This window comes from Mangrovicoccus ximenensis, from assembly GCF_003056725.1.
Taxonomy (GTDB): Bacteria; Pseudomonadota; Alphaproteobacteria; order Rhodobacterales; family Rhodobacteraceae; genus Mangrovicoccus; species Mangrovicoccus ximenensis.
This window is the reverse complement of the sequence record NZ_QBKZ01000004.1, coordinates 289189-306899: the sequence shown is the minus strand read 5'-3', so window position 1 is coordinate 306899 and position 17711 is coordinate 289189. Positions and strand designations below refer to the sequence as shown.

The following is a 17711-nucleotide window of genomic DNA, read 5'->3' as shown; positions in this document are numbered from 1 at the left end:
CGGCGCGGGTCTGGCAGCGGCGCTGCTGGACGCCGGACTGATGCTGGCCGCAAGGCCGGGCGTATTCTGCGCCGGCGAAATGCTGTCCTGGGACGCGCCGACGGGCGGCTACCTGCTGACCGCCTGCCTCGCCACGGGCCGGCGCGCAGGGCTGTCCGCGGCGGAGTGGCTCGCGGGATAGGCCATCCGGCCCGGACATATTGCGGAGCCGACATCATCTGCAGCCCGAAGCTCAAGGGCGGCGGAACGGCCGCCGGACTTGGTGCCGCCGGCGCCCGCAGGTTCAGGCCGGACCGCGCTAATCCGCCACCAGCATGTAGCCGGCCCCGCGCACCGTCTGGAGATAGCGCGGCTGCTTCGGATTCGCTTCGATCTTGCGGCGCAGCCGGGTGATCTGGACGTCGACCGCACGTTCCATCGACTGGCCCTCGCTGCGGCCTAGCTCGTCGACCAGCTGGGTCCGGCTCAGCGGCTCGCCGACATTGCCCGAGAAGATCTTCATCAGCTTCGCCTCGGTCGCGGTCAGCCGCACCAGCTGCTCGCCGGCCCACATCTCGCCACGGTCGATGTCATAGCGCACTTCGCCGAGCCGCAGCACCTTGACCGAAGCCGTCTGGACTTCGGGCGGCGGCACCCGGCGCAGGATGGCGTTGATCCGCAGGAGCAGCTCCTTCGGCTCGAAGGGCTTCGGCAGGTAGTCATCCGCGCCGGCCTCGAGCCCGCGGATACGGTCCTCGGTCTCGCCCTTTGCGGTCAGCAGCAGGATCGGCGTCGCGAGATGCTCGCGCAGGCTGGCGGTCAGCGAAATGCCGTCCTCGCCGGGCAGCATCACGTCGAGGACGATGAGATCGAATTCCAGCCCCTCGAGCAGCCGCCGCGCATGGGCGGCATCGCGCGCCGACGACACCCAGAACCCCTGGCGCGCCAGGAATTTCTGCAGCAATCCGCGGATGCGCTCGTCGTCATCGACCACCAGCAGGTGGGCGTCGGCCTGTGCCGTCATTGGCCGTTGTCTCGCGATCCGCGGAACTGCCGCCGTTGCTCGGGATCCATCATTTCTTCCAGCACGCGGCGGAAACCGCTGACCGCCTCGGGCCCGGCGGTGCGGAAGGCCGTCCGCATCCTGCTCCGCTGTGCCTCGGACAATTGGCGTTCCAGGGCCGCGCCCTCCTCCGTCAGATGCAAATGTCTTTCCCTCTTGTCGCGGGTTCCGACCCGACTTTCAACCATGCCGTCCTCGATCAGCGTGCGCAGCACACGATTGAGCGATTGCTTCGTGACCCCGAGGATGTTCAGCAGGTTGTTCACCGTCGTGCCCGGCGCGCGCTGGATGAAATGGATCGCGCGGTGATGCGCGCGGCCATAGCCGAACTCCTCCAGAAGCCGGTCCGGATCCGCGGTAAACCCCTTGTAGGCAAAGAACATCGCCTCGATCGCATGGCGCAGCTGCTCGTCCGTGAGGAAAAGCAGGTTCTCGCCTGTCGTGTTCACCGCCAGTTTCGTCTTCGGCATGCCCGCCCCCCGATCTTTGCATCGCTAGTTTATGTCAGCGTTATTGACTTTCCAAGACTCATCGTGTTAGCCGTGCCGGGCTTTTTGGCAATTTTTGGTCCACTTCGGACCTGATTGCGCAATTTCCGCAAACAAGACGACCCGAGACCGACGACGAAGAAGGAAGAAGACGATGGCGGGAAGCTACGACGACCGCGACGGGATGATCTGGATGGACGGCAAGCTGGTGCCGTGGCGGGATGCGAATGTTCACATTCTCACCCATGCCCTGCATTACGCATCTTCCGTATTCGAAGGCGAGCGGGCGTATAACGGCACCATTTTCAAGTCGCGCGACCATTCCCAGCGCCTGCTGGAGTCCGGCAAGGCGCTCGACATGCCGATCCCCTACACCGTGGACGAGATCGAGGCCGCGAAGATCGAAGTGCTGCAGGCCAACGGCCTGACCGACGCCTATGTGCGCGCGGTGGCCTGGCGCGGCGCCGGCGAGGACATGGGCGTCAGCTCGGCGAAGAACCCGGTGCGCATGGCCGTGGCGGCCTGGGGCTGGGGCGCCTATTACGGCGACGCCAAGATGAAGGGCGCCAAGCTCGACATCGCCAAGTGGAAGCGGCCCTCGCCCGAGACCATCCCGACCCATGCCAAGGCGGCCGGCCTCTACATGATCTGCACCATGTCGAAGCACGCAGCCGAGGCGAAGGGCTATTCGGACGCGATGTTCTTCGACTACCGCGGCTACGTGGCCGAGGCGACCGGCGCGAACATCTTCTTCGTCAAGGACGGCGAAGTGCACACGCCGAACCCGGACTGCATCCTGAACGGCATCACCCGCCAGACGGTGATCGGCCTGCTGAAGGACAAGGGCATCACGGTGCACGAGCGCTATATCGAGCCGGGCGAGCTGGAAGGCTTCGAGCAGTGCTGGCTGACCGGCACCGCCGCCGAAGTGACCCCAGTGGGCGAGATCGGCGGCTACAATTTCGAGGTCGGCGCGCTGACCCGCGACATCGCCGAGACCTACGAGAAGCTGGTCCGCGCCTGATCGCAGCACGACCCGGACATGGAAAGGGCGGCCCTTGGGCCGCTCTTTGCCGTTCCGGAACCGTCCCCCGGGCTTACTGCATGCCCTTCGACATGAAATCCTCGACGATGTTCGACATGTCGAAGGAGGCCCCGCCCTGCACCGGCGGATAGTCGGCCAGGGTCTGCAGGTGCTCCTGCATCAGCACGTTCATCGGCTGCATCAGCCAGGACACCTTCTGCATCAGGTGGCCATAGGCGTCGGTGCTGGAATAGCTCTCGAACGGATCCATGCGGATGTTGAACACCATCGGCGCAGTGCGGCCTTCGATCGTGTCGTAATAGTCTTCCTTGGTGGCGAAGTGGAGCTTCCACGGCCCCATCCGCACCGCCATCAGCCGGCTTTCATAGTAGTAGAACAGGCTGTTGCGGGCCGATTGGTCGGCGTCGCCGGTCCAGTAGGCGAGGTTGTCGACGCCGTCGATATACTGGTTCTTCTCCTCCATCACCTCGGCATTGACGTCTTCGATGCCGGCCGCCGCGGCGAGGGTGGTGAACATGTCCTGGTGCTGCTGGATGCCGTTCAGGATCGAGCCCGCCGGGATATGGCCCGGCCAGCGCACCATGGAGGGCACGCGCACGCCGCCTTCATAGGTGGTCATCTTCTCGCCGCGGAACGGCGAGGTGCCGCCATGCGGCCAGGAATTGTGCTCGGGGCCGTTATCCGTCGAGTACCAGACGATGGTGTTGTCGCTCAGCCCCTGCTCGTCCAGCCAGTCGAGCACATAGCCGATGTCGTGATCATGCTGCAGCATCCCCGAGCCGTAAAGATCGGCCTCGGAGGTGTACATCTCGGCGGCATAGCGCCAGTCCTCGTCGAGCCGGGTATAGAGATGCATCCGCGAGGTGTTCAGCCAGACGAAGAACGGCTCGCCGGCCTCCTTGGCTGACGCCATGAAGTCGATCGCCAGCGGGATGACCTCGTCATAGTCGAAATTCTTCATCCGCTCCTGGGTGAGCGGACCGGTATCCTCGATGGTCTGCATGCCGACCTTGCCGAAGCGCGGCATCTCGGTCGGGTCGTCCTCCTCGGTGGCGAAGGTGTGCAGCACGCCGCGGGTGCCGAACTGTGCCTCGTACTCCTCGAGCGAGCCGGAGAATTCCTTGCCGAAATTCTGGTAGTCGCGCTGCTCGGCCTCTTCCTGGGTATTCAGGTGATAGAGATTGCCGAAGAACTCGTCGAAGCCATGCGCCGTCGGCAGGTGCTCGTTGCGGTCGCCGAGGTGGTTCTTGCCGAACTGCCCGGTGCGGTAGCCGACCTGCTTCAGCTCCTCGGCCAGCGTCGGCGAGGCGGCCTGAAGCCCGAGCGGCGAGCCCGGCTGGCCGACCGTCGTCATGCCCGAGCGGATCGGGTACTGGCCGGTGATGAAGGCCGCGCGCCCGGCCGTGCAGGAGGGCTGCGCGTAGTGATCCGTGAAACGGACGCCCTCCATGGCGATCCGGTCGATATTGGGCGTGGTGTAGCCCATCGTGCCCATCCCGTAGGACGAGAGGTTCTGCCAGCCGACGTCGTCGCCCCAGATCACCAGGATGTTCGGCTTTTCGGCCGTCTCCTGCGCCTGCAGGGCCGTTGCGGAAATGATGGCAAGCGCCACCCCGGCCGCCGCCCGTGTCGCGAATTTCATGTCACTCTCCCTTCGCTCAAACAGCCGGAATTGCGGCTGCCCTGGGAATACGGTAACATATTAAATCGGAAATCCATCGGCTTGAGCGACGTTTTCCCTTCGGTCCGTCCGGCGGCGTCTCGCCGCGCCCGGCGGTTCGATCGTCGATCCCGAACACCTGCACCAGGCAGCGGCAAAGTCCCGGTCAGGGTGCCGATCTGCGGTCATGGACCCGACGATAGTCGCGTTGAGCCAGGCTCGAATCGCCCGGAGGCGGGCGGCGACCTTGCGGATGTCGTGGCCGCAGCCGCAGGGCACCGCGAAGATCGCGTTGCCGTCGGCCCCCGTCAGCGGGCAGCGCGCCAGCAGAGGTGGTCCCGGTTTTTGGGCGCTTCGGCCGGAGCCGGGCTGCAGCCGAAGGGGCAGGCTACGTCATCGCTGCGTTCCAGCGTGGCGGCGCTGCCGGGGCAGCTCCAGCCGGCCGCGGCCAGCAGCAGGACGGACGTTTTCATGTCTATGGCCATCTCGGTCGCTTTCCTTCCCGGGTTCCCGATAGCAGGATCCGGACGGGAAAGCTGTTCCGATTTCGACGCCCGGCCGGTTCCGTTGCGGAAGGGCCGGGCGGCTGCCCGGTATCAGGCTTCGTGCTCTGCGAGGAAGCGCTCGGCCTCGAGCGCAGCCATGCAGCCCATCCCGGCCGAAGTGACCGCCTGGCGGAACACGTCGTCGGTCAGGTCGCCCGCGGCGAAGACGCCGGGAACCGAGGTTGCGGTGCTGTCGGGCTTGGTGGTGACATAGCCGCCCGAATGGGTGTCGAGCTGGTCGACGACCAGCTCCGAGGCGGGCGCATGGCCGATCGCCACGAAGAAGCCCGCGCAGGGGATCTCGGTGATCTCGCCGGTCTCGACATGCTTCGCGCGCACCCCCTCGACGCCCAGAGGGTTTTCCGTGCCGGTGACTTCCTCGATCGTGTGGTTCCACAGAACCTCGACCTTCGGGTTCTTGAACAGCCGGTCCTGCATGATCTTCTCGGCGCGCAGGCTGTCGCGGCGGTGCACCAGCGTCACTTTGGAGGCGAAGTTGGTCAGGAACAGCGCCTCTTCCACGGCGGTGTTGCCGCCGCCGATCACCACGACTTCCTTGCCGCGGTAGAAGAACCCGTCGCAGGTCGCGCAGGCCGAGACGCCGAAGCCCTTGAACTTCTCTTCCGAGGGCAGGCCGAGCCAGCGGGCCTGGGCCCCGGTCGCCAGAATCAGCGCGTCGGCGGTATAGACCGTGCCGCTGTCGGAGGTGGCGGTGAAGGGCCGCTTCGAGAGGTCGAGCGAGGAGATGTAGTCCGAGACGATCTCGGCGCCCATCTCGCGGGCATGGGCCTCCATCTTGACCATCAGGTCCGGCCCCATGATCGAGGCTTCGCCCGGCCAGTTTTCCACGTCCGTGGTGATGGTCAGCTGGCCGCCCGGCTGCAGTCCCTGCACCAGAACGGGGTTGAGCATGGCGCGCGCAGAATATACGGCTGCCGTGTAGCCGGCCGGTCCCGAGCCGATGATCAGTACCTTGCTGTGTTTCGTATCGCCCATGGTCGGTCCACCCCGTTTTTCTGGCTGCGGCTGGCCATATAGGCGCGATGGCACCGCGAGGGAACCCCCGCCATCGCGGCCCTGTCATGTTAGCGTGCCAAGAAAAGGTGATGCGAAGATATTGGAATTAATCCATAGAATCTTCGCTCGTGAAGAAATAATATTGCGCGTCATCCCGGTTTTTCCTAGGTTGGCATCGCAAAGGAGAAAGACCCGATGGCCGGTTCCAAGCTTGACCCGATCGACCGCAAGATACTTGCGGAGCTTCAGTCCGATGGACGCATGACAAACGTGGAGCTGGCCAAGCGCGTGGGCATCTCGGCGCCGCCCTGCCTGCGCCGCATGCGGACTCTGGAGGAAAGCGGCTACATCCGCGGCTACCATGCCCAGGTCGACAGCCGCGAGCTGGGCTTCGAGGTCCAGGTCTTCGCCATGGTGGGGCTGGAATCGCAGGCCGAGGCCGACCTTTCGGCCTTCGAGCAGAAATGCCGCGACTGGCCGCTGGTCCGCGAATGCCACATGCTCAACGGCGAAGTGGATTTCATCCTGAAATGCGTGGCGCCGGACCTGTCGACCTTCCACAGCTTCCTGATCAGCGACCTGACTGCAGCGGAGAACGTCGCCAGCGTCAAGACTTCGCTGGTCATCCGCTCCACCAAGGAGGAACCCGGCGTGCCCTTCGAGGTACTGGAAGAGCGGCTGAGCAAGAGCGCGTAGCTATCTATCTGAAAAAGGGCCGGTGCCTGCTGTCAGGCACCGGCCCGAAACTCGTGACCACGTACTCGTCACCAACCACGTTGTTTGTATGGTACGTATAATGCTGTCGATCAAGCGAAAATGTTCTGCATTGCAGAAAGGTCGGCGGCTAGCGGTGGAATGCCTGACCTAAAGTCGTATGGCGGCGGCGAGCCGCCCATAATCCGGTTCGCCCTGATGAAAGCTGCGGCGGAACGAGAAGAACCGCGCGGGGTCCGCGTAGGTGCAGTGGCGCGACCATTCCGCCTCGCCAATTCCGGCTTCGCGCAGCCGCCAGGCGGCAAAGGCAGGCAGGTCGAACTGGTACTTGTCCGCGGTGCGGCCGCCGGCGAAGAACCGCTGATGTTCGGGGTCATCGTCGAGGAACCGCTCCAGGAATTCCTGGCCGACCTCGTAGGCAGACTGGCTGATGGTTGGGCCGATCACCGCGCGGGTCGAAGCGCGCGAGGCGCCGAGCGATTCCATCGCCTCGAGCGTGGCTTCGAGGACGCCGCCGAGCGCGCCGCGCCAGCCGGCATGGGCGGCGCCGACGACAAGAGGCGGCGCGGTCGCGCGCGCCGCGGCGGGGCTCCGGCCCTGGCGGGCGGCCCCGTGGCCAAAGGTCCTACTCCACATCATACTGAAATATAACGACTATTATATAAGCCGCGGCATGTCGGCAACTTGAACGGGAAGGGTGCGGCCAGTATAGCTTGGGACGCATGACTTTTCGGGGAGCGGAATTTGGCCACGGAGACAATCATCTACGGGCGCGAGGAGCGCGAGATCTACGAGGCTCCGGATTTCGACAGCTATTACCGTTCCGACCGCGTGCAGCCGCTGGTCGACCGGTTCGAGACCCTGCTGGCGCGGACCGACATCTGTTCCTTCGACGTCTTCGACACGGTGCTGCTGCGCGACGAGCGCTCGGAGCTGGAACGTTTCGCCGACGTGGCAGCCGAGTTCATCCGCCGCGCGGCCGCTGCCGGGGAGGGCAGCGTTCCCGAGCTGCGCACCTGCCTGTCGGCCCGCGTGCTGGCGGCCTCCACCGCCTACCAGATGAGCCCGGAGGTCCAGGGCTGCCGCGAAGGGCGGTTCGAGGAGATCGTCCGCAACCTGGTCGCGTCGCTGTCGCTGCCCGAGGAGCCCTACCTGGCGCTTTGGCGCGAGGCCGAATTCGAGATCGAGGCGTCGCAGCTGCGCGGCTCGGCCTTCATCGAGAACCTGATCGACCTGGCCGTGGCGCGGGACAAGACGGTGATCTTCGTGTCGGACATGTACTTGTCCGCCAGCGACATCGCGCGGCTGGTCGAGGGCTGCGGCATCTCGCTTGAGAAGATCGCGCGGATCTTCTCAAGCGCCGACACGGTGGTGAACAAGCGTTCGGGCCTGGTCTATGACCTGGTTTGCGGCGAGTACGGCACGGAGCCGGGGCGGATCCTGCATCTGGGCGACTCGCTGGAGGGCGACTTCATCGCCGCCAAGCGCCGCGGCCTCGAGGCGATCCACCTGCCGATCCCGAAGGCAATCCTGCGCAAGCGGCTGGACAGCCACCGCCGGATGATGGACCGGCTCGGCGGCGATGCCGCCCTGCCGCTGCCGATCGCCCCGCCTGCGCTGTGAGGAAGACATGACCAAACCTGTAGACGTCCTGGGCCCGATCCTGCTGAACTGGATCGCCCAGCTCGACCGCAAGCTGCGGTTCCTCGATGCGCGCGGCGGGGCCAAGGTGCTGTTCTGCAGCCGGGCGGGCAAGCGCATCAAGGAGCAGCTCGACCTCTATGCCGGCGGCGAGCTCTCCTATGACGCGGAGGTCTTCGGCATCTCGCGCATCTCCGCGGTCAAGGCGGGGCTCGGCTACCTGAAGAATTTCGAGCAGTCCTTCGAGGTGTCCCGGGAAAGCTTCGGCCCGACGCCGATGGGCGATGTCTGCGCCGCCTTCCTGAAGAACTTCGCCGCCGGGCACGATCCGCGGCTGCATGCCCTCAAGGCGCTGCGCGGCGAGTTCCGCGGCGACAATTTCCGCGTGCTGCTGGCCGCCAATGACGAGGCCTCGCGCTGGTTCCGCGATTATTTCGAGAAGAGCCACGATGCCATGCGCCGCCATCTCGACGAGCTGCGCGGCGGCCGCGGCCAGGTGGTGCTGGTCGATACCGGATGGAAGGGCTCGATCCAGCGGCTGCTGCAGGCCACCTTCGACGACATCCGCTTTTCCGGGGTCTATTTCGGCGTCATGGACCATGCGCCGATGGCCAACCGCTATCCGGTCGTGTTCGATGCGCTGAGCTATCACAAGGGGCGCCCCGAGACCTGCCTGGCGGTGCACCGCCACCTGATCGAGAGCCTCTACGAACCGGCGGCGCCCAGCGTCGAGGAGATCGCCGACGGCCCCTGCGCCGAGACCGCCGCCCGCCAGATGGCCGCGGTGATGGACGAGCGGCCGCGGCCCGATGACCGCAGCGACGCGCTCTATCTCGACGTGCTGGCCTATACCGAGGCGCATCGCGGCGAGCCGCTCGACGTGATCCTGGAAAAGGCCCATGCGGCCATGGCCGAGCTGGAGCGCATCCTGATCTTCCCGAAGCCGGAGGAGGTGGCGGATTTCCAGGGAAAGCCGCGCAGTTCGGATTTCGGCCGCGAAGGCTTCGTTCCGGTGATCCGTCAGGCCGGGGACGGCGACACGCCCGAGGCGCGGGTGTCGCGGTCGCTGTGGCAGCCGGGGCAGATCGCGCTGGAATACCCGCCGGGCGTGGCGCGGGATCTGCAGGCGCGGGCGGTCGGTCTGGGCAACCAGGCGAATTATTTCTCGGGCTATACCGGCGAGGCTGCCGCCGCGGCCGGGGCGCGCGAGGAATTCTCCCGCGAGGGATCGGTGGCGATCGTGACCCGCACCAAGGACCGGCCCGTCCTCCTCGAGCGCGCGATGCGCTCGGTGGCGGACCAGACCTGGCGCAACTATCACTGGGTCATCGTCAATGACGGCGGCAACCGCCAGGTGGTCGAGGAGATCATCGAGCGCTCGCCGATCGACCGGAGGCGGATCACGCTGGTCTCGAACGACCGCAGCGTCGGCATGGAGGCGGCCTCCAATCTCGGCGTGCGCGCGGTGGATACCGAATTCGTGGTGATCCATGACGACGACGACCGCTGGAACCCGGAATTCCTTGAGCGCTGCGTCGGCTTCCTGTCCTCGCCCAAGGCGGTCTCGGCCGGGTTCGAGGGCGTGCTCACCCGCGCCTGGCGGGTGTCGGAGGAGATCCGCGACGGCGAGGTGATCCATCACGGCCAGACCCCGTTCAACCCCTGGGTCAACGACGTCACGCTGTTCCAGATGGCGATCGGCAACTTCTTCGCGCCGATCAGCTTCGTCTACCGGCGCAGCGTCTATGACGCGATCGGCGGCTATCACGAGAAGCTGCCGGTGCTGGGCGACTGGCGGTTCAACATCGAGTTCCTCGCCCGCGCCAATATCGGCTTCATCGACGAATACCTGTCCTATTACCACCATCGCGATGTCGGCACCGGCGCCTCGATCGGCGGCGTCTACCAGAACAGCGTGATCGGCGGCCGGTCGGTGCATGCGGAGTATTTCCCGGTGGTGGTCAACGACCTGATCCGCGACCAGACGCTGCCGCCAAGCGTCGCCACCGTTCTGGGACAGGCGCATCTGGTCCGCATCCTCGAGCACCGCTTCAACATGTCCGACCAGAAGCTCGCCGCCTTGGAGGAACGCCTGTCGGGCGCGGCGGCGCCGGAAGGGCCGGGCCCGGCCGTGCCGGCGGAGGAGGCCGAGCCGCTGGGCGTGCTGCTGCAGACCGACCGCGACCACCTGGTCGGGGCGCTGCTGTCGGCGGTCCGCGGGGAACTGCCCGAGGAGCGGCGCGAAAGGCTGGAGCCGCTGATCGGCAAGCTCCACCAGCTCGACGATCCCGGGGTGCGCGAGGAAATCGTGCGCGAGGCTAGCTTCGCGATCCCGAGCCCGGCGGATTTCGACCATATCAGCTATCTCAAGCAGCGGACCGACATCTGGGCGACGCCATTCAACGGCTTCGAGGACCTCAAGCCCTACCACCACTACCTGATCCACGGGATCACCGACGGCGAGCGGCGCCCCACCACCGGGTGAGGGCGGCGGGCCCCGGGCCTGCCATATCTCGGGGCGCGCCAAGGCGGGCGCGCAATGCGAGGGCCCGGCCAGCGGGAAGACGAGATGAATCCCCCTGATTTGCGCAACAGCGCCTGCCCGAACCGAAGGGAGCAGCGAGGCCTGACCGGGCCGTGCAGCTGGCACAGCTCCGCAGCCTCTCCCCAGCCCGGTCAGGCGCGCCTGCCGGAAGTCAGGGCGTTTGCATCCGGGCGGCTAGCCCGGCATGCCGTTGCGTGCGGCCAAGGCAAGCCCGTCGACCACCGCCGTGAAGGCATCGGCCTGCAGGATCGCCGCCTGCGGGCAGAGCGCGCGCATTTCCTCGCCGACGAATCCCATCAGGCTGGAGCCGCCGACCAGAACGACCTTGCCGATCGCCTCCGGCGCAGCCCCCGCCTGCGCGGCGGTCTCGGCAGCCGCCTCGCGCAAGGCACTGCGATGGCTGCCGAAAGCCGCGCCGAAACTCTCCGCGCCGACCGGCGCCGAAAGCCCGGGTTCGAGGAAATCCAGCGCGATGCGCCCGGTCCCGGCATCGCGGTTCGCCTCGATCTTGCCGCGCTCCACCGCAAAGGCCAGCTCATGCCCCAGCTCGGTCTCCAGCACCTCGCGGAACCGCGACAGCTTCTCCGGCTCCACCGCCAGCCGCGCCAGCCCGGCCGCCATGCGCCGGGTCTCGGGCGTGTAGAGGAAGGGGATCGCGTCACGGGTCGCGAGCTCCACATAGGGGGCAACCGGCACCGGCACGCGGCCCTCGCCCATCTCGCGGCGCAGCTCGCCGCCGAGCCCGAGGAGCGGCATGGCATGGGCCAGCGAAACCGACTGGTCGAAATCGGTGCCGCCGAGCCGGATGCCGTGGCTGGCAAGGACCTCGATCGCCCCGCCGTCCTCGCGGAACAGCGTGAAATCCGAGGTGCCGCCGCCGATATCGACCACCAGCCCCAGCTTGCCGGACGGCCCCTTGCCGCGGCAGGCCAGCGCCGCGGCCTCGGGCTCGGCGAGAAAGGACACCTCGGCATAGCCCGCCGCCAGGTAGCAGGCACGCAGATCGGCCTCGGCCTGCGCATCGAGCTCGGGCGCGCGGGTGTGGAAATGTACCGGACGGCCCGAAAGCGCGCGCTCGAACCGCATCCCCGTTGCTGCCTCGGCGCGGGATTTCACCTCGGCGAGGAAGGCGGTGACGATATCGGCCAGCGAGCGGCGGCGGTCGCCGATCCAGCGGGTCTCGCCGAAGAGCGGCAGGCCCAGAACCCGCTTCATCGCGGCCATGTAGCGCCCCTCTTCGCCCGCGGTCAGCGCCGCGGCGGCCGAGACGCCGATCCGCATCGCGCCGCCAGCCGCCGGGAAGAATGCCGCCGTCGGCAGGGTCTCGGCGCCGCGCTCGACCGGGATGCGGTAGATGCCGCCCTCCCAGGCGAGCGCCGCGGCGGTATTGGAGGTTCCGAAGTCGATGGCGAGGGTCTGGGTCTGCATGGCACTCCCCGTATTGGACGAGCCCGGCGGCCTAGCCCGGATCGCCGCACCGCGCAAGCGCCGCCGCGACAGGCGGGACATTCGCCGCGGCGGCTGCTAGCAGGATAGGAGGACACACGAAGAGAGGCAGGCACCCCCCGGATGACCCGCGCAAGCAGCACCCGAAAACCCACCCGGATCCAGCGGGAGAAGCGCCGGGCGATCTTCGAGGCGGCGCTCGACGTGTTCTCGGAACAGGGGCTGCGCGGCGCCACGCTGGAACAGGTCGCCGGCGCCTCGGGGCTCTCGAAGCAGAACATCATCTACTATTTCGACGGCAAGGAAGCGATCTACCGCGAGCTGCTGGCGGGATTGCTGGAAACCTGGCTCGACCCGCTGAAGGCGCTTTCGCCCGAGGGCGAGCCGCTGGAGGAGATCCTCACCTACATGCGGCGCAAGCTGGAGATGTCGCGCGACATGCCGCGCGAGAGCCGGCTCTTCGCCACCGAGATCCTGCGCGGCGCGCCGCTTCTGGACGCGGTGCTGCATGACCAGCTGCGGGCGCTCGACGCCGAAGAAGTTGAAGATGCCGAAGACCATCACCAGCGCGGTGGCGACGACGAAGCTGCGCAGCACCGGCGCCCGGTCGGCATCCAGCGGCTCGATATCGGCGCCGAAATACATCAGGTAGATGATCCGGATGTAGTAATAGGCCGCGACGACCGAGGTGATCACCCCCGCGATGGCCAGCCAGTAGAGCTCGGATTCCACGGCGGAGAAGAGCACGCCCCATTTGGCGAAGAAGCCCAGCATCGGCGGCACGCCGGCCATCGAGAACAGCAGCACCATGAAGGCCATGGCCCGCACCGGGTCGCGCTTCGACAGCATCGACAGCGAGGCGATGTCCAGCACCGGACGGCCCTCGCGCTCCATCGACATGATGAAGGCGAAGCTGCCGATGTTCATGGTGATGTAGATCGCCATGTAGAGCAGCATCGACTGCACGCCGTCGGTGGTGCCCGCCGCAAGCCCCATCAGCGCGAAGCCCATATGCGCGATCGAGGAATAGGCCATCAGACGCTTGATGTTGGTCTGGGTGATCGCCGCGACCGAGCCGATCGCCATCGAGGCGACCGAGAGCAGCGCCAGGACCTGCTGCCAGTCGGCCACGGAATTGCCGAACGCGTCATGCAGCACCCGNCGCGAACAGCCNCCATCGCCGCCACTTTCGGCGCGGTGGCGAAGAAGGTCGTCACCGGCGTCGGCGAGCCTTCGTAGACGTCGGGCGTCCACATGTGGAAGGGCGCGGCGGACACCTTGAAGGCAAGGCCCGCGCAGATGAAGGCCAGGCCGAAGACCAGCCCCAGCGGCGCGCGCTCGGCGCCGACCGAAGACAGGATGCCCGCGAAATCGGTCGTCCCGGCAAAGCCGTAGGTCATCGAGCAGCCATAGAGCAGCATGCCCGAACTGAGCGAACCGAGGACGAAGTATTTCAGGCCGGCCTCGGTCGACTTCACGCTGTCTCGGCGCAGCGCGGCGATGATGTAGAGCGCCAGAGACTGCAGCTCGAGCCCCAGATAGAGCGACATCAGGTTGCCCGCCGAGACCATGATCATCATGCCGACGACCGCCAGCGTGATCAGCACCGGGTATTCGAAGCGCAGCAGGCCGCGGCGCTCCATGTAGGCCTCGGACATCAGCAGCACCGCGGCAGCCGAGAGCAGGATCATCACCTTGGCGAAGCGCGCGAAGCCGTCATCGACGATCATGCCGCCGAAGCCATGGGCGGTGCCGCCGCCGTTCAGCCNCGATCCAGAAGCCGGTCAGCGTGAAGATCGCCGCCGTCAGCCAGGTCAGCACCGGGGCGTAGCGGTCCTTGCCGGTATAGACGACCGCGACCAGCGCCAGAAGGGCGAAGAGCGCCAGCACGAATTCCGGCAGGACGGTGGACAGATCGGATGCCGTCATCTCGGTCGCTCCTCAGTGGCTTGCATTTTCGGCGAGCTCCACCCCGGGGGCGAAGCTGGCCTGCGCGGCGAGGTTCTCGGCCACCAGTGCCTCGACCGCCGGACCGGTGATGTCGGTGACGAGCGAGGGGAAGATGCCGAGGATCAGGGTCAGCGCGACCAGCGGCGCGAAGATCGCCTTCTCGCGCCGGTTCATGTCGGTGATGCCCTTCAGGCTTTCCTTGATCAGGTCGCCCAGCATCACCCGCTTGTAGAGCCAGAGCCCGTAGCTGGCCGAGAGGATCACGCCGGTCGCGGCGACGAAGGCCACCCAGGTGCTGTCCTCGAAGATGCCGACCAGCGTCAGGAACTCGCCGATGAACCCGGACGTGCCCGGCAGGCCGGCATTGGCCATGGTGAAGAACATGAAGACGATCGCATAGGCCGGCATCCGGTTCACCAGCCCGCCATAGGCGGCGATGTCGCGGGTATGCATCCGGTCATAGACCACGCCGACGCAGAGGAAGAGCGCGCCCGAGATGAAGCCGTGGCTGAGCATCTGGAAGATCGCGCCGTCGACGCCCTGCTGGTTCGCGGCGAAGATGCCCATCGTGGCATAGCCCATATGCGCGACCGAGGAATAGGCGATGACCTTCTTCATGTCGGTCTGCACCAGCGCCACCAGCGAGGTGTAGACGATGGCGATGGCCGAAATCCAGAAGACCAGCGGTTCCATCAGCTGCGTGCCCACCGGGAACATCGGCAGCGAGAAGCGCAGGAAGCCGTAGCCGCCCATCTTCAGGAGCACCGCCGCCAGCACGATCGAGCCCCCCGTGGGGGCCTGCACGTGGGCATCGGGAAGCCAGGTATGCACCGGCCACATCGGCATCTTCACCGCGAAGGAGATGAAGAAGGCGAGCCACAGCAGCGTCTGCATGCCGCCGATCACGTCCATGCCGAGCACGGAGATCGTCGCGGTGGAGAATTCGTGGTGCAGCAGCCCGGTGACCTCCGGCCCGCAGGCCGCGATGCAGGTCGTGCCCGCATCGATGAACATCGCCACCATGCCGACCAGCATGAAGACCGAGCCGAAGAAGGTGTAGAGGAAGAACTTGAAGGCCGCATAGACCCGCCGGTCCCCGCCCCAGATGCCGATGATCAGGAACATCGGGATCAGCGCGCCCTCGAAGAACAGGTAGAAGAGCACCATGTCGAGCGCGCAGAACACGCCGGTCATCAGCGTCTCCAGCACCAGGAAGGCGATCATGTATTCCTTGGTGCGGTGCGTCACGTTCCAGCAGCTGAGGATCACCAGCGGCATCAGGAAGGTGTTGAGGATCACGAAGAGGACCGACAGCCCGTCGACGCCCATCCGGTACTGCAGGCCGAGCACCCAGTCGCGCTCCTCGACGAACTGGAACCCGNGGATCGGAAGCGTCGAAGCCGGTCAGCAGGAACAGCGACAGAAGGAAGGTGACGCTGGTCGCGATCAGCGCGACCCATTTCGCGTTCTTCTGCGCCGCCGCGTCATCGCCGCGCAGGAAGACGGCCAGGATGACCGCTGCCAGCGTCGGCATGAAGGTGACGATGGAAAGCAGGTTATCCATTATTCGGCGCCTCCGCTGAGGACCAGCCAGGTCATGAGCGCGGCGATGCCGAGCACCATGGCGAAGGCGTAGTGGAACAGGTAGCCGGACTGCGCGCGTCCCGCCAGCTTGCTGAGGGTGGGGATGAAGGCGGTGGCGACGCCGCGCACGGTGCCGTCGATGACCGTGCGGTCGCCGCGGTTCCAAAGGAACACGCCGAACTTCATCGTCGGGCGGACGACCGCGTGCTCGTAGAGCTCGTCGAAATACCACTTGTTCAGCAGGAAGCGGTACATCGGCGCCTGGTTCGCCGCGAGCTTCGCGGGCAGGTCCGGGCGGCGGACATACATCTGGAAGGCCAGGCCCAGACCGAAGAGCATGGCGACGAAGGGCGAGACCTTGACCCAGGTCGGTGCCGCATGGGCGTCCTCGAGCACCGTGTTNTCCGGGTCCGAAGAGGACANGCGCCGCGNTTCCGCCGNGTGCGGCATGGGCCGCCTCCGCGCCCTCTTCCNGCCGGGGCCTCGACATGGTGCGGCATGCCGAAGAAGCTGGCCACCTTGTCATAGCTGCCGAAGAACGAGCCGTACCAGATCATGCCCGCGAAGACCGCGCCGATGCCCAGCACGCCGAGCGGGATGGTCATCACCGCCGGGCTTTCATGGGCATGGTCATGCGTGTGCCGGTCGCCGCGCGGCTTGCCGTAGAAGGTCAGGAACATCAGCCGCCAGGAGTAGAAGCTGGTCATGGCCGCGGCGAAGACCAGCATCCAGAAGGCGTAGGAGGCGATGGAATTCGACCNCGGCCCAGGCGCTCTCGATGATCGCGTCCTTCGACAGGAAGCCGGCGAAGCCGATATGGGTCAGCGGGATGCCGACGCCGGTGATGGCGAGCGTGCCGACCATCATCGCGGCGAAGGTCCAGGGCAGCTTGCGGCGCAGGCCGCCGTAGTTGCGCATGTCCTGTTCGTGATGCATCGCGGTGATCACCGAGCCCGCGCCGAGGAACAGCATCGCCTTGAAGAAGGCATGGGTGAAGAGGTGGAACATCGCCGCCGGATACATGCCGACGCCCGCGGCCACGAACATGTAGCCGAGCTGCGAACAGGTCGAATAGGCGATGACGCGCTTGATGTCGTTCTGCACCAGGCCGATGGTGGCCGCGAAGAAGGCCGTCGAGGCGCCGATGAAGGTGACGAAGGCCATCGTCTCGGGCGCGTATTCCATCAGCGGCGACATCCGGCAGACGAGGAAGACGCCCGCGGTCACCATGGTGGCGGCGTGGATCAGCGCCGAGACCGGCGTCGGGCCTTCCATCGCGTCCGGAAGCCAGGTGTGCAGGAAGAGCTGCGCCGATTTCCCCATCGCGCCGACGAAAAGCAGGAAGGCGCAGATATTCGCCGCGTTCCAGTCCGTCCACAGGAAGCTCATCTGGGTTTCCGCGAGCTCCGGCGCCTTGTCGAAGATCACGTCGAACTGCAGGCTGTCGGTCAGGAAGAACAGCGCGAAGATGCCCAGAAGGAAGCCGAAATCGCCGATCCGGTTGACGATGAAGGCCTTCATCGCCGCGGCATTCGCCGAAGGCTTGCGGTAGTAGAAGCCGATCAGCAGGTAGGAGGCGAGGCCGACGCCCTCCCAGCCGAAGAACAGCTGGACGATGTTGTCGGCGGTCACCAGCATCAGCATCGCGAAGGTGAAAAGCGACAGATAGGCGAAGAAGCGTGGGCGGTAGCTTTCCTCGCCCTCGCGGAAATTCGCGTCATGCGCCATGTAGCCGAAGCTGTAGAGATGCACGAGCGCCGAGACCGTGGTGATCACCACCAGCATGATCGCGGTCAGCCGGTCGATCATCACCGTCCAGTCGACGGTCAGCGAGCCGCTCTCGATCCAGCGGGCGATCTCCACGGTGTAGGCGGTGCCGTCGAAGCCGAGGAAGATGATCCAGGAGAAGAAGCAGGACAGGAACAGGAGCCCGGTCGAGATCCACTTGGCCGCCCGCTCTCCCATCGGCTTCCACAGGAAGCCCGCGATCAGGCTGCCGGCCAGCGGCGCGAAGAGGATGATGCTTTCCACTGC

At 66.2% G+C, this 17711-nt stretch carries 10 protein-coding genes and 6 pseudogenes; 6 read left to right on the top strand and 10 right to left on the bottom strand.

Features of this window, described 5'->3' with window-relative positions:
- Nucleotides 1-25: 25 nt before the first annotated feature.
- Nucleotides 26-181 (top strand): annotated as a pseudogene (locus C7T91_RS10615) (aminoacetone oxidase family FAD-binding enzyme); the annotation flags it as partial.
- A gap of 117 nt (nt 182-298) precedes the next feature.
- Here the strand turns inward: C7T91_RS10615 and C7T91_RS10610 are convergent.
- Both C7T91_RS10610 and C7T91_RS10605 read right to left on the bottom strand, forming a co-directional pair.
- Nucleotides 299-1003 carry a response regulator gene (locus C7T91_RS10610; RefSeq protein WP_108259196.1) on the bottom strand — a complete coding sequence of 235 codons (705 nt, stop codon included), beginning with the start codon at nt 1001-1003 and terminating at the stop codon, nt 299-301.
- Nucleotides 1000-1425, bottom strand: coding sequence for a MarR family winged helix-turn-helix transcriptional regulator (locus tag C7T91_RS10605; protein ID WP_236638155.1), 426 nt, complete (start codon nt 1423-1425; stop codon nt 1000-1002). Before C7T91_RS10605 ends, C7T91_RS10610 begins: the two co-directional genes overlap by 4 nt.
- Before the next feature lie 259 nt (nt 1426-1684).
- Between C7T91_RS10605 and C7T91_RS10600 the strand changes: the two genes are divergently transcribed.
- Nucleotides 1685-2554, top strand: a complete 870-nt coding sequence (locus C7T91_RS10600) for a branched-chain amino acid aminotransferase (protein WP_108259194.1) — start codon at nt 1685-1687, stop codon at nt 2552-2554.
- 73 nt (nt 2555-2627) lie between these two features.
- On the opposite strand, the gene C7T91_RS10595 is transcribed toward C7T91_RS10600, so the two are convergent.
- The 3 genes from C7T91_RS10595 to trxB all read right to left on the bottom strand — a co-directional run bounded on the left by C7T91_RS10595 (nt 2628) and on the right by trxB (nt 5776).
- Nucleotides 2628-4217, bottom strand: a complete 1590-nt coding sequence (locus C7T91_RS10595; RefSeq protein WP_108259193.1) for an arylsulfatase — start codon at nt 4215-4217, stop codon at nt 2628-2630.
- Between the two features lie 326 nt (nt 4218-4543).
- Nucleotides 4544-4720 carry a hypothetical protein gene (locus C7T91_RS32450; protein WP_161555842.1) on the bottom strand — a complete coding sequence of 59 codons (177 nt, stop codon included), beginning with the start codon at nt 4718-4720 and terminating at the stop codon, nt 4544-4546.
- A gap of 111 nt (nt 4721-4831) precedes the next feature.
- Nucleotides 4832-5776, bottom strand: coding sequence for a thioredoxin-disulfide reductase (gene trxB, locus C7T91_RS10590; RefSeq protein WP_108259192.1), 945 nt, complete (start codon nt 5774-5776; stop codon nt 4832-4834).
- Nucleotides 5777-5992: 216 nt separating this feature from the next.
- On the opposite strand from trxB, the gene C7T91_RS10585 reads away from it, so the two are divergent.
- Nucleotides 5993-6493: an Lrp/AsnC family transcriptional regulator gene (locus C7T91_RS10585; RefSeq protein WP_108259191.1), complete on the top strand. Its 501-nt coding sequence runs from the start codon at nt 5993-5995 to the stop codon at nt 6491-6493.
- Between the two features lie 168 nt (nt 6494-6661).
- Here C7T91_RS10585 and C7T91_RS10580 read toward each other — a convergent pair.
- Nucleotides 6662-7084: pseudogene (locus tag C7T91_RS10580) on the bottom strand (polyphenol oxidase family protein); the annotation flags it as partial.
- 171 nt (nt 7085-7255) lie between these two features.
- Between C7T91_RS10580 and C7T91_RS10575 the strand changes: the two are divergent.
- A complete protein-coding gene (locus C7T91_RS10575) occupies nt 7256-8134 on the top strand; it encodes a hypothetical protein (RefSeq protein ID WP_108259189.1) in 879 nt (292 codons plus the stop codon).
- A gap of 7 nt (nt 8135-8141) precedes the next feature.
- Nucleotides 8142-10637: a glycosyltransferase family 2 protein gene (locus C7T91_RS10570; protein WP_108259188.1), complete on the top strand. Its 2496-nt coding sequence runs from the start codon at nt 8142-8144 to the stop codon at nt 10635-10637.
- 234 nt (nt 10638-10871) lie between these two features.
- On the opposite strand, the gene C7T91_RS10565 is transcribed toward C7T91_RS10570, so the two are convergent.
- Entirely contained in the window at nt 10872-12125 is a 1254-nt protein-coding gene (locus C7T91_RS10565; RefSeq protein ID WP_108259187.1) for an Hsp70 family protein, read from the bottom strand.
- Between the two features lie 141 nt (nt 12126-12266).
- Between C7T91_RS10565 and C7T91_RS35365 the strand changes: the two are divergent.
- Nucleotides 12267-12629, top strand: a pseudogene (locus C7T91_RS35365) (TetR family transcriptional regulator C-terminal domain-containing protein); the annotation flags it as partial.
- A gap of 39 nt (nt 12630-12668) precedes the next feature.
- On the opposite strand, the pseudogene nuoN reads toward C7T91_RS35365, so the two are convergent.
- The 3 pseudogenes from nuoN to nuoL form a co-directional block, all read right to left on the bottom strand.
- Nucleotides 12669-14072: pseudogene (nuoN, locus tag C7T91_RS37845) on the bottom strand (NADH-quinone oxidoreductase subunit NuoN); the annotation flags it as partial.
- Nucleotides 14073-14084: 12 nt separating this feature from the next.
- Nucleotides 14085-15657: pseudogene (locus C7T91_RS10555) on the bottom strand (NADH-quinone oxidoreductase subunit M).
- A pseudogene (gene nuoL, locus C7T91_RS10550) lies at nt 15657-17708 on the bottom strand (NADH-quinone oxidoreductase subunit L). Before nuoL ends, C7T91_RS10555 begins: the two co-directional pseudogenes overlap by 1 nt.
- Nucleotides 17709-17711: the final 3 nt, after the last annotated feature.

Bases quoted from the DNA above. Each gene is read 5' to 3' on its own strand.
- C7T91_RS10610 (WP_108259196.1), bottom strand. From the start codon at position 1,003: ATGACGGCACAGGCCGACGCCCACCTGCTGGTGGTCGATGACGACGAG.
- C7T91_RS10605 (WP_236638155.1), bottom strand. From the start codon at position 1,425: ATGTTCTTTGCCTACAAGGGGTTTACCGCGGATCCGGACCGGCTTCTG.
- C7T91_RS10600 (WP_108259194.1), top strand. From the start codon at position 1,685: ATGGCGGGAAGCTACGACGACCGCGACGGGATGATCTGGATGGACGGC.
- C7T91_RS10595 (WP_108259193.1), bottom strand. From the start codon at position 4,217: ATGAAATTCGCGACACGGGCGGCGGCCGGGGTGGCGCTTGCCATCATT.
- C7T91_RS32450 (WP_161555842.1), bottom strand. From the start codon at position 4,720: ATGGCCATAGACATGAAAACGTCCGTCCTGCTGCTGGCCGCGGCCGGC.
- trxB (WP_108259192.1), bottom strand. From the start codon at position 5,776: ATGGGCGATACGAAACACAGCAAGGTACTGATCATCGGCTCGGGACCG.
- C7T91_RS10585 (WP_108259191.1), top strand. From the start codon at position 5,993: ATGGCCGGTTCCAAGCTTGACCCGATCGACCGCAAGATACTTGCGGAG.
- C7T91_RS10570 (WP_108259188.1), top strand. From the start codon at position 8,142: ATGACCAAACCTGTAGACGTCCTGGGCCCGATCCTGCTGAACTGGATC.
- C7T91_RS10565 (WP_108259187.1), bottom strand. From the start codon at position 12,125: ATGCAGACCCAGACCCTCGCCATCGACTTCGGAACCTCCAATACCGCC.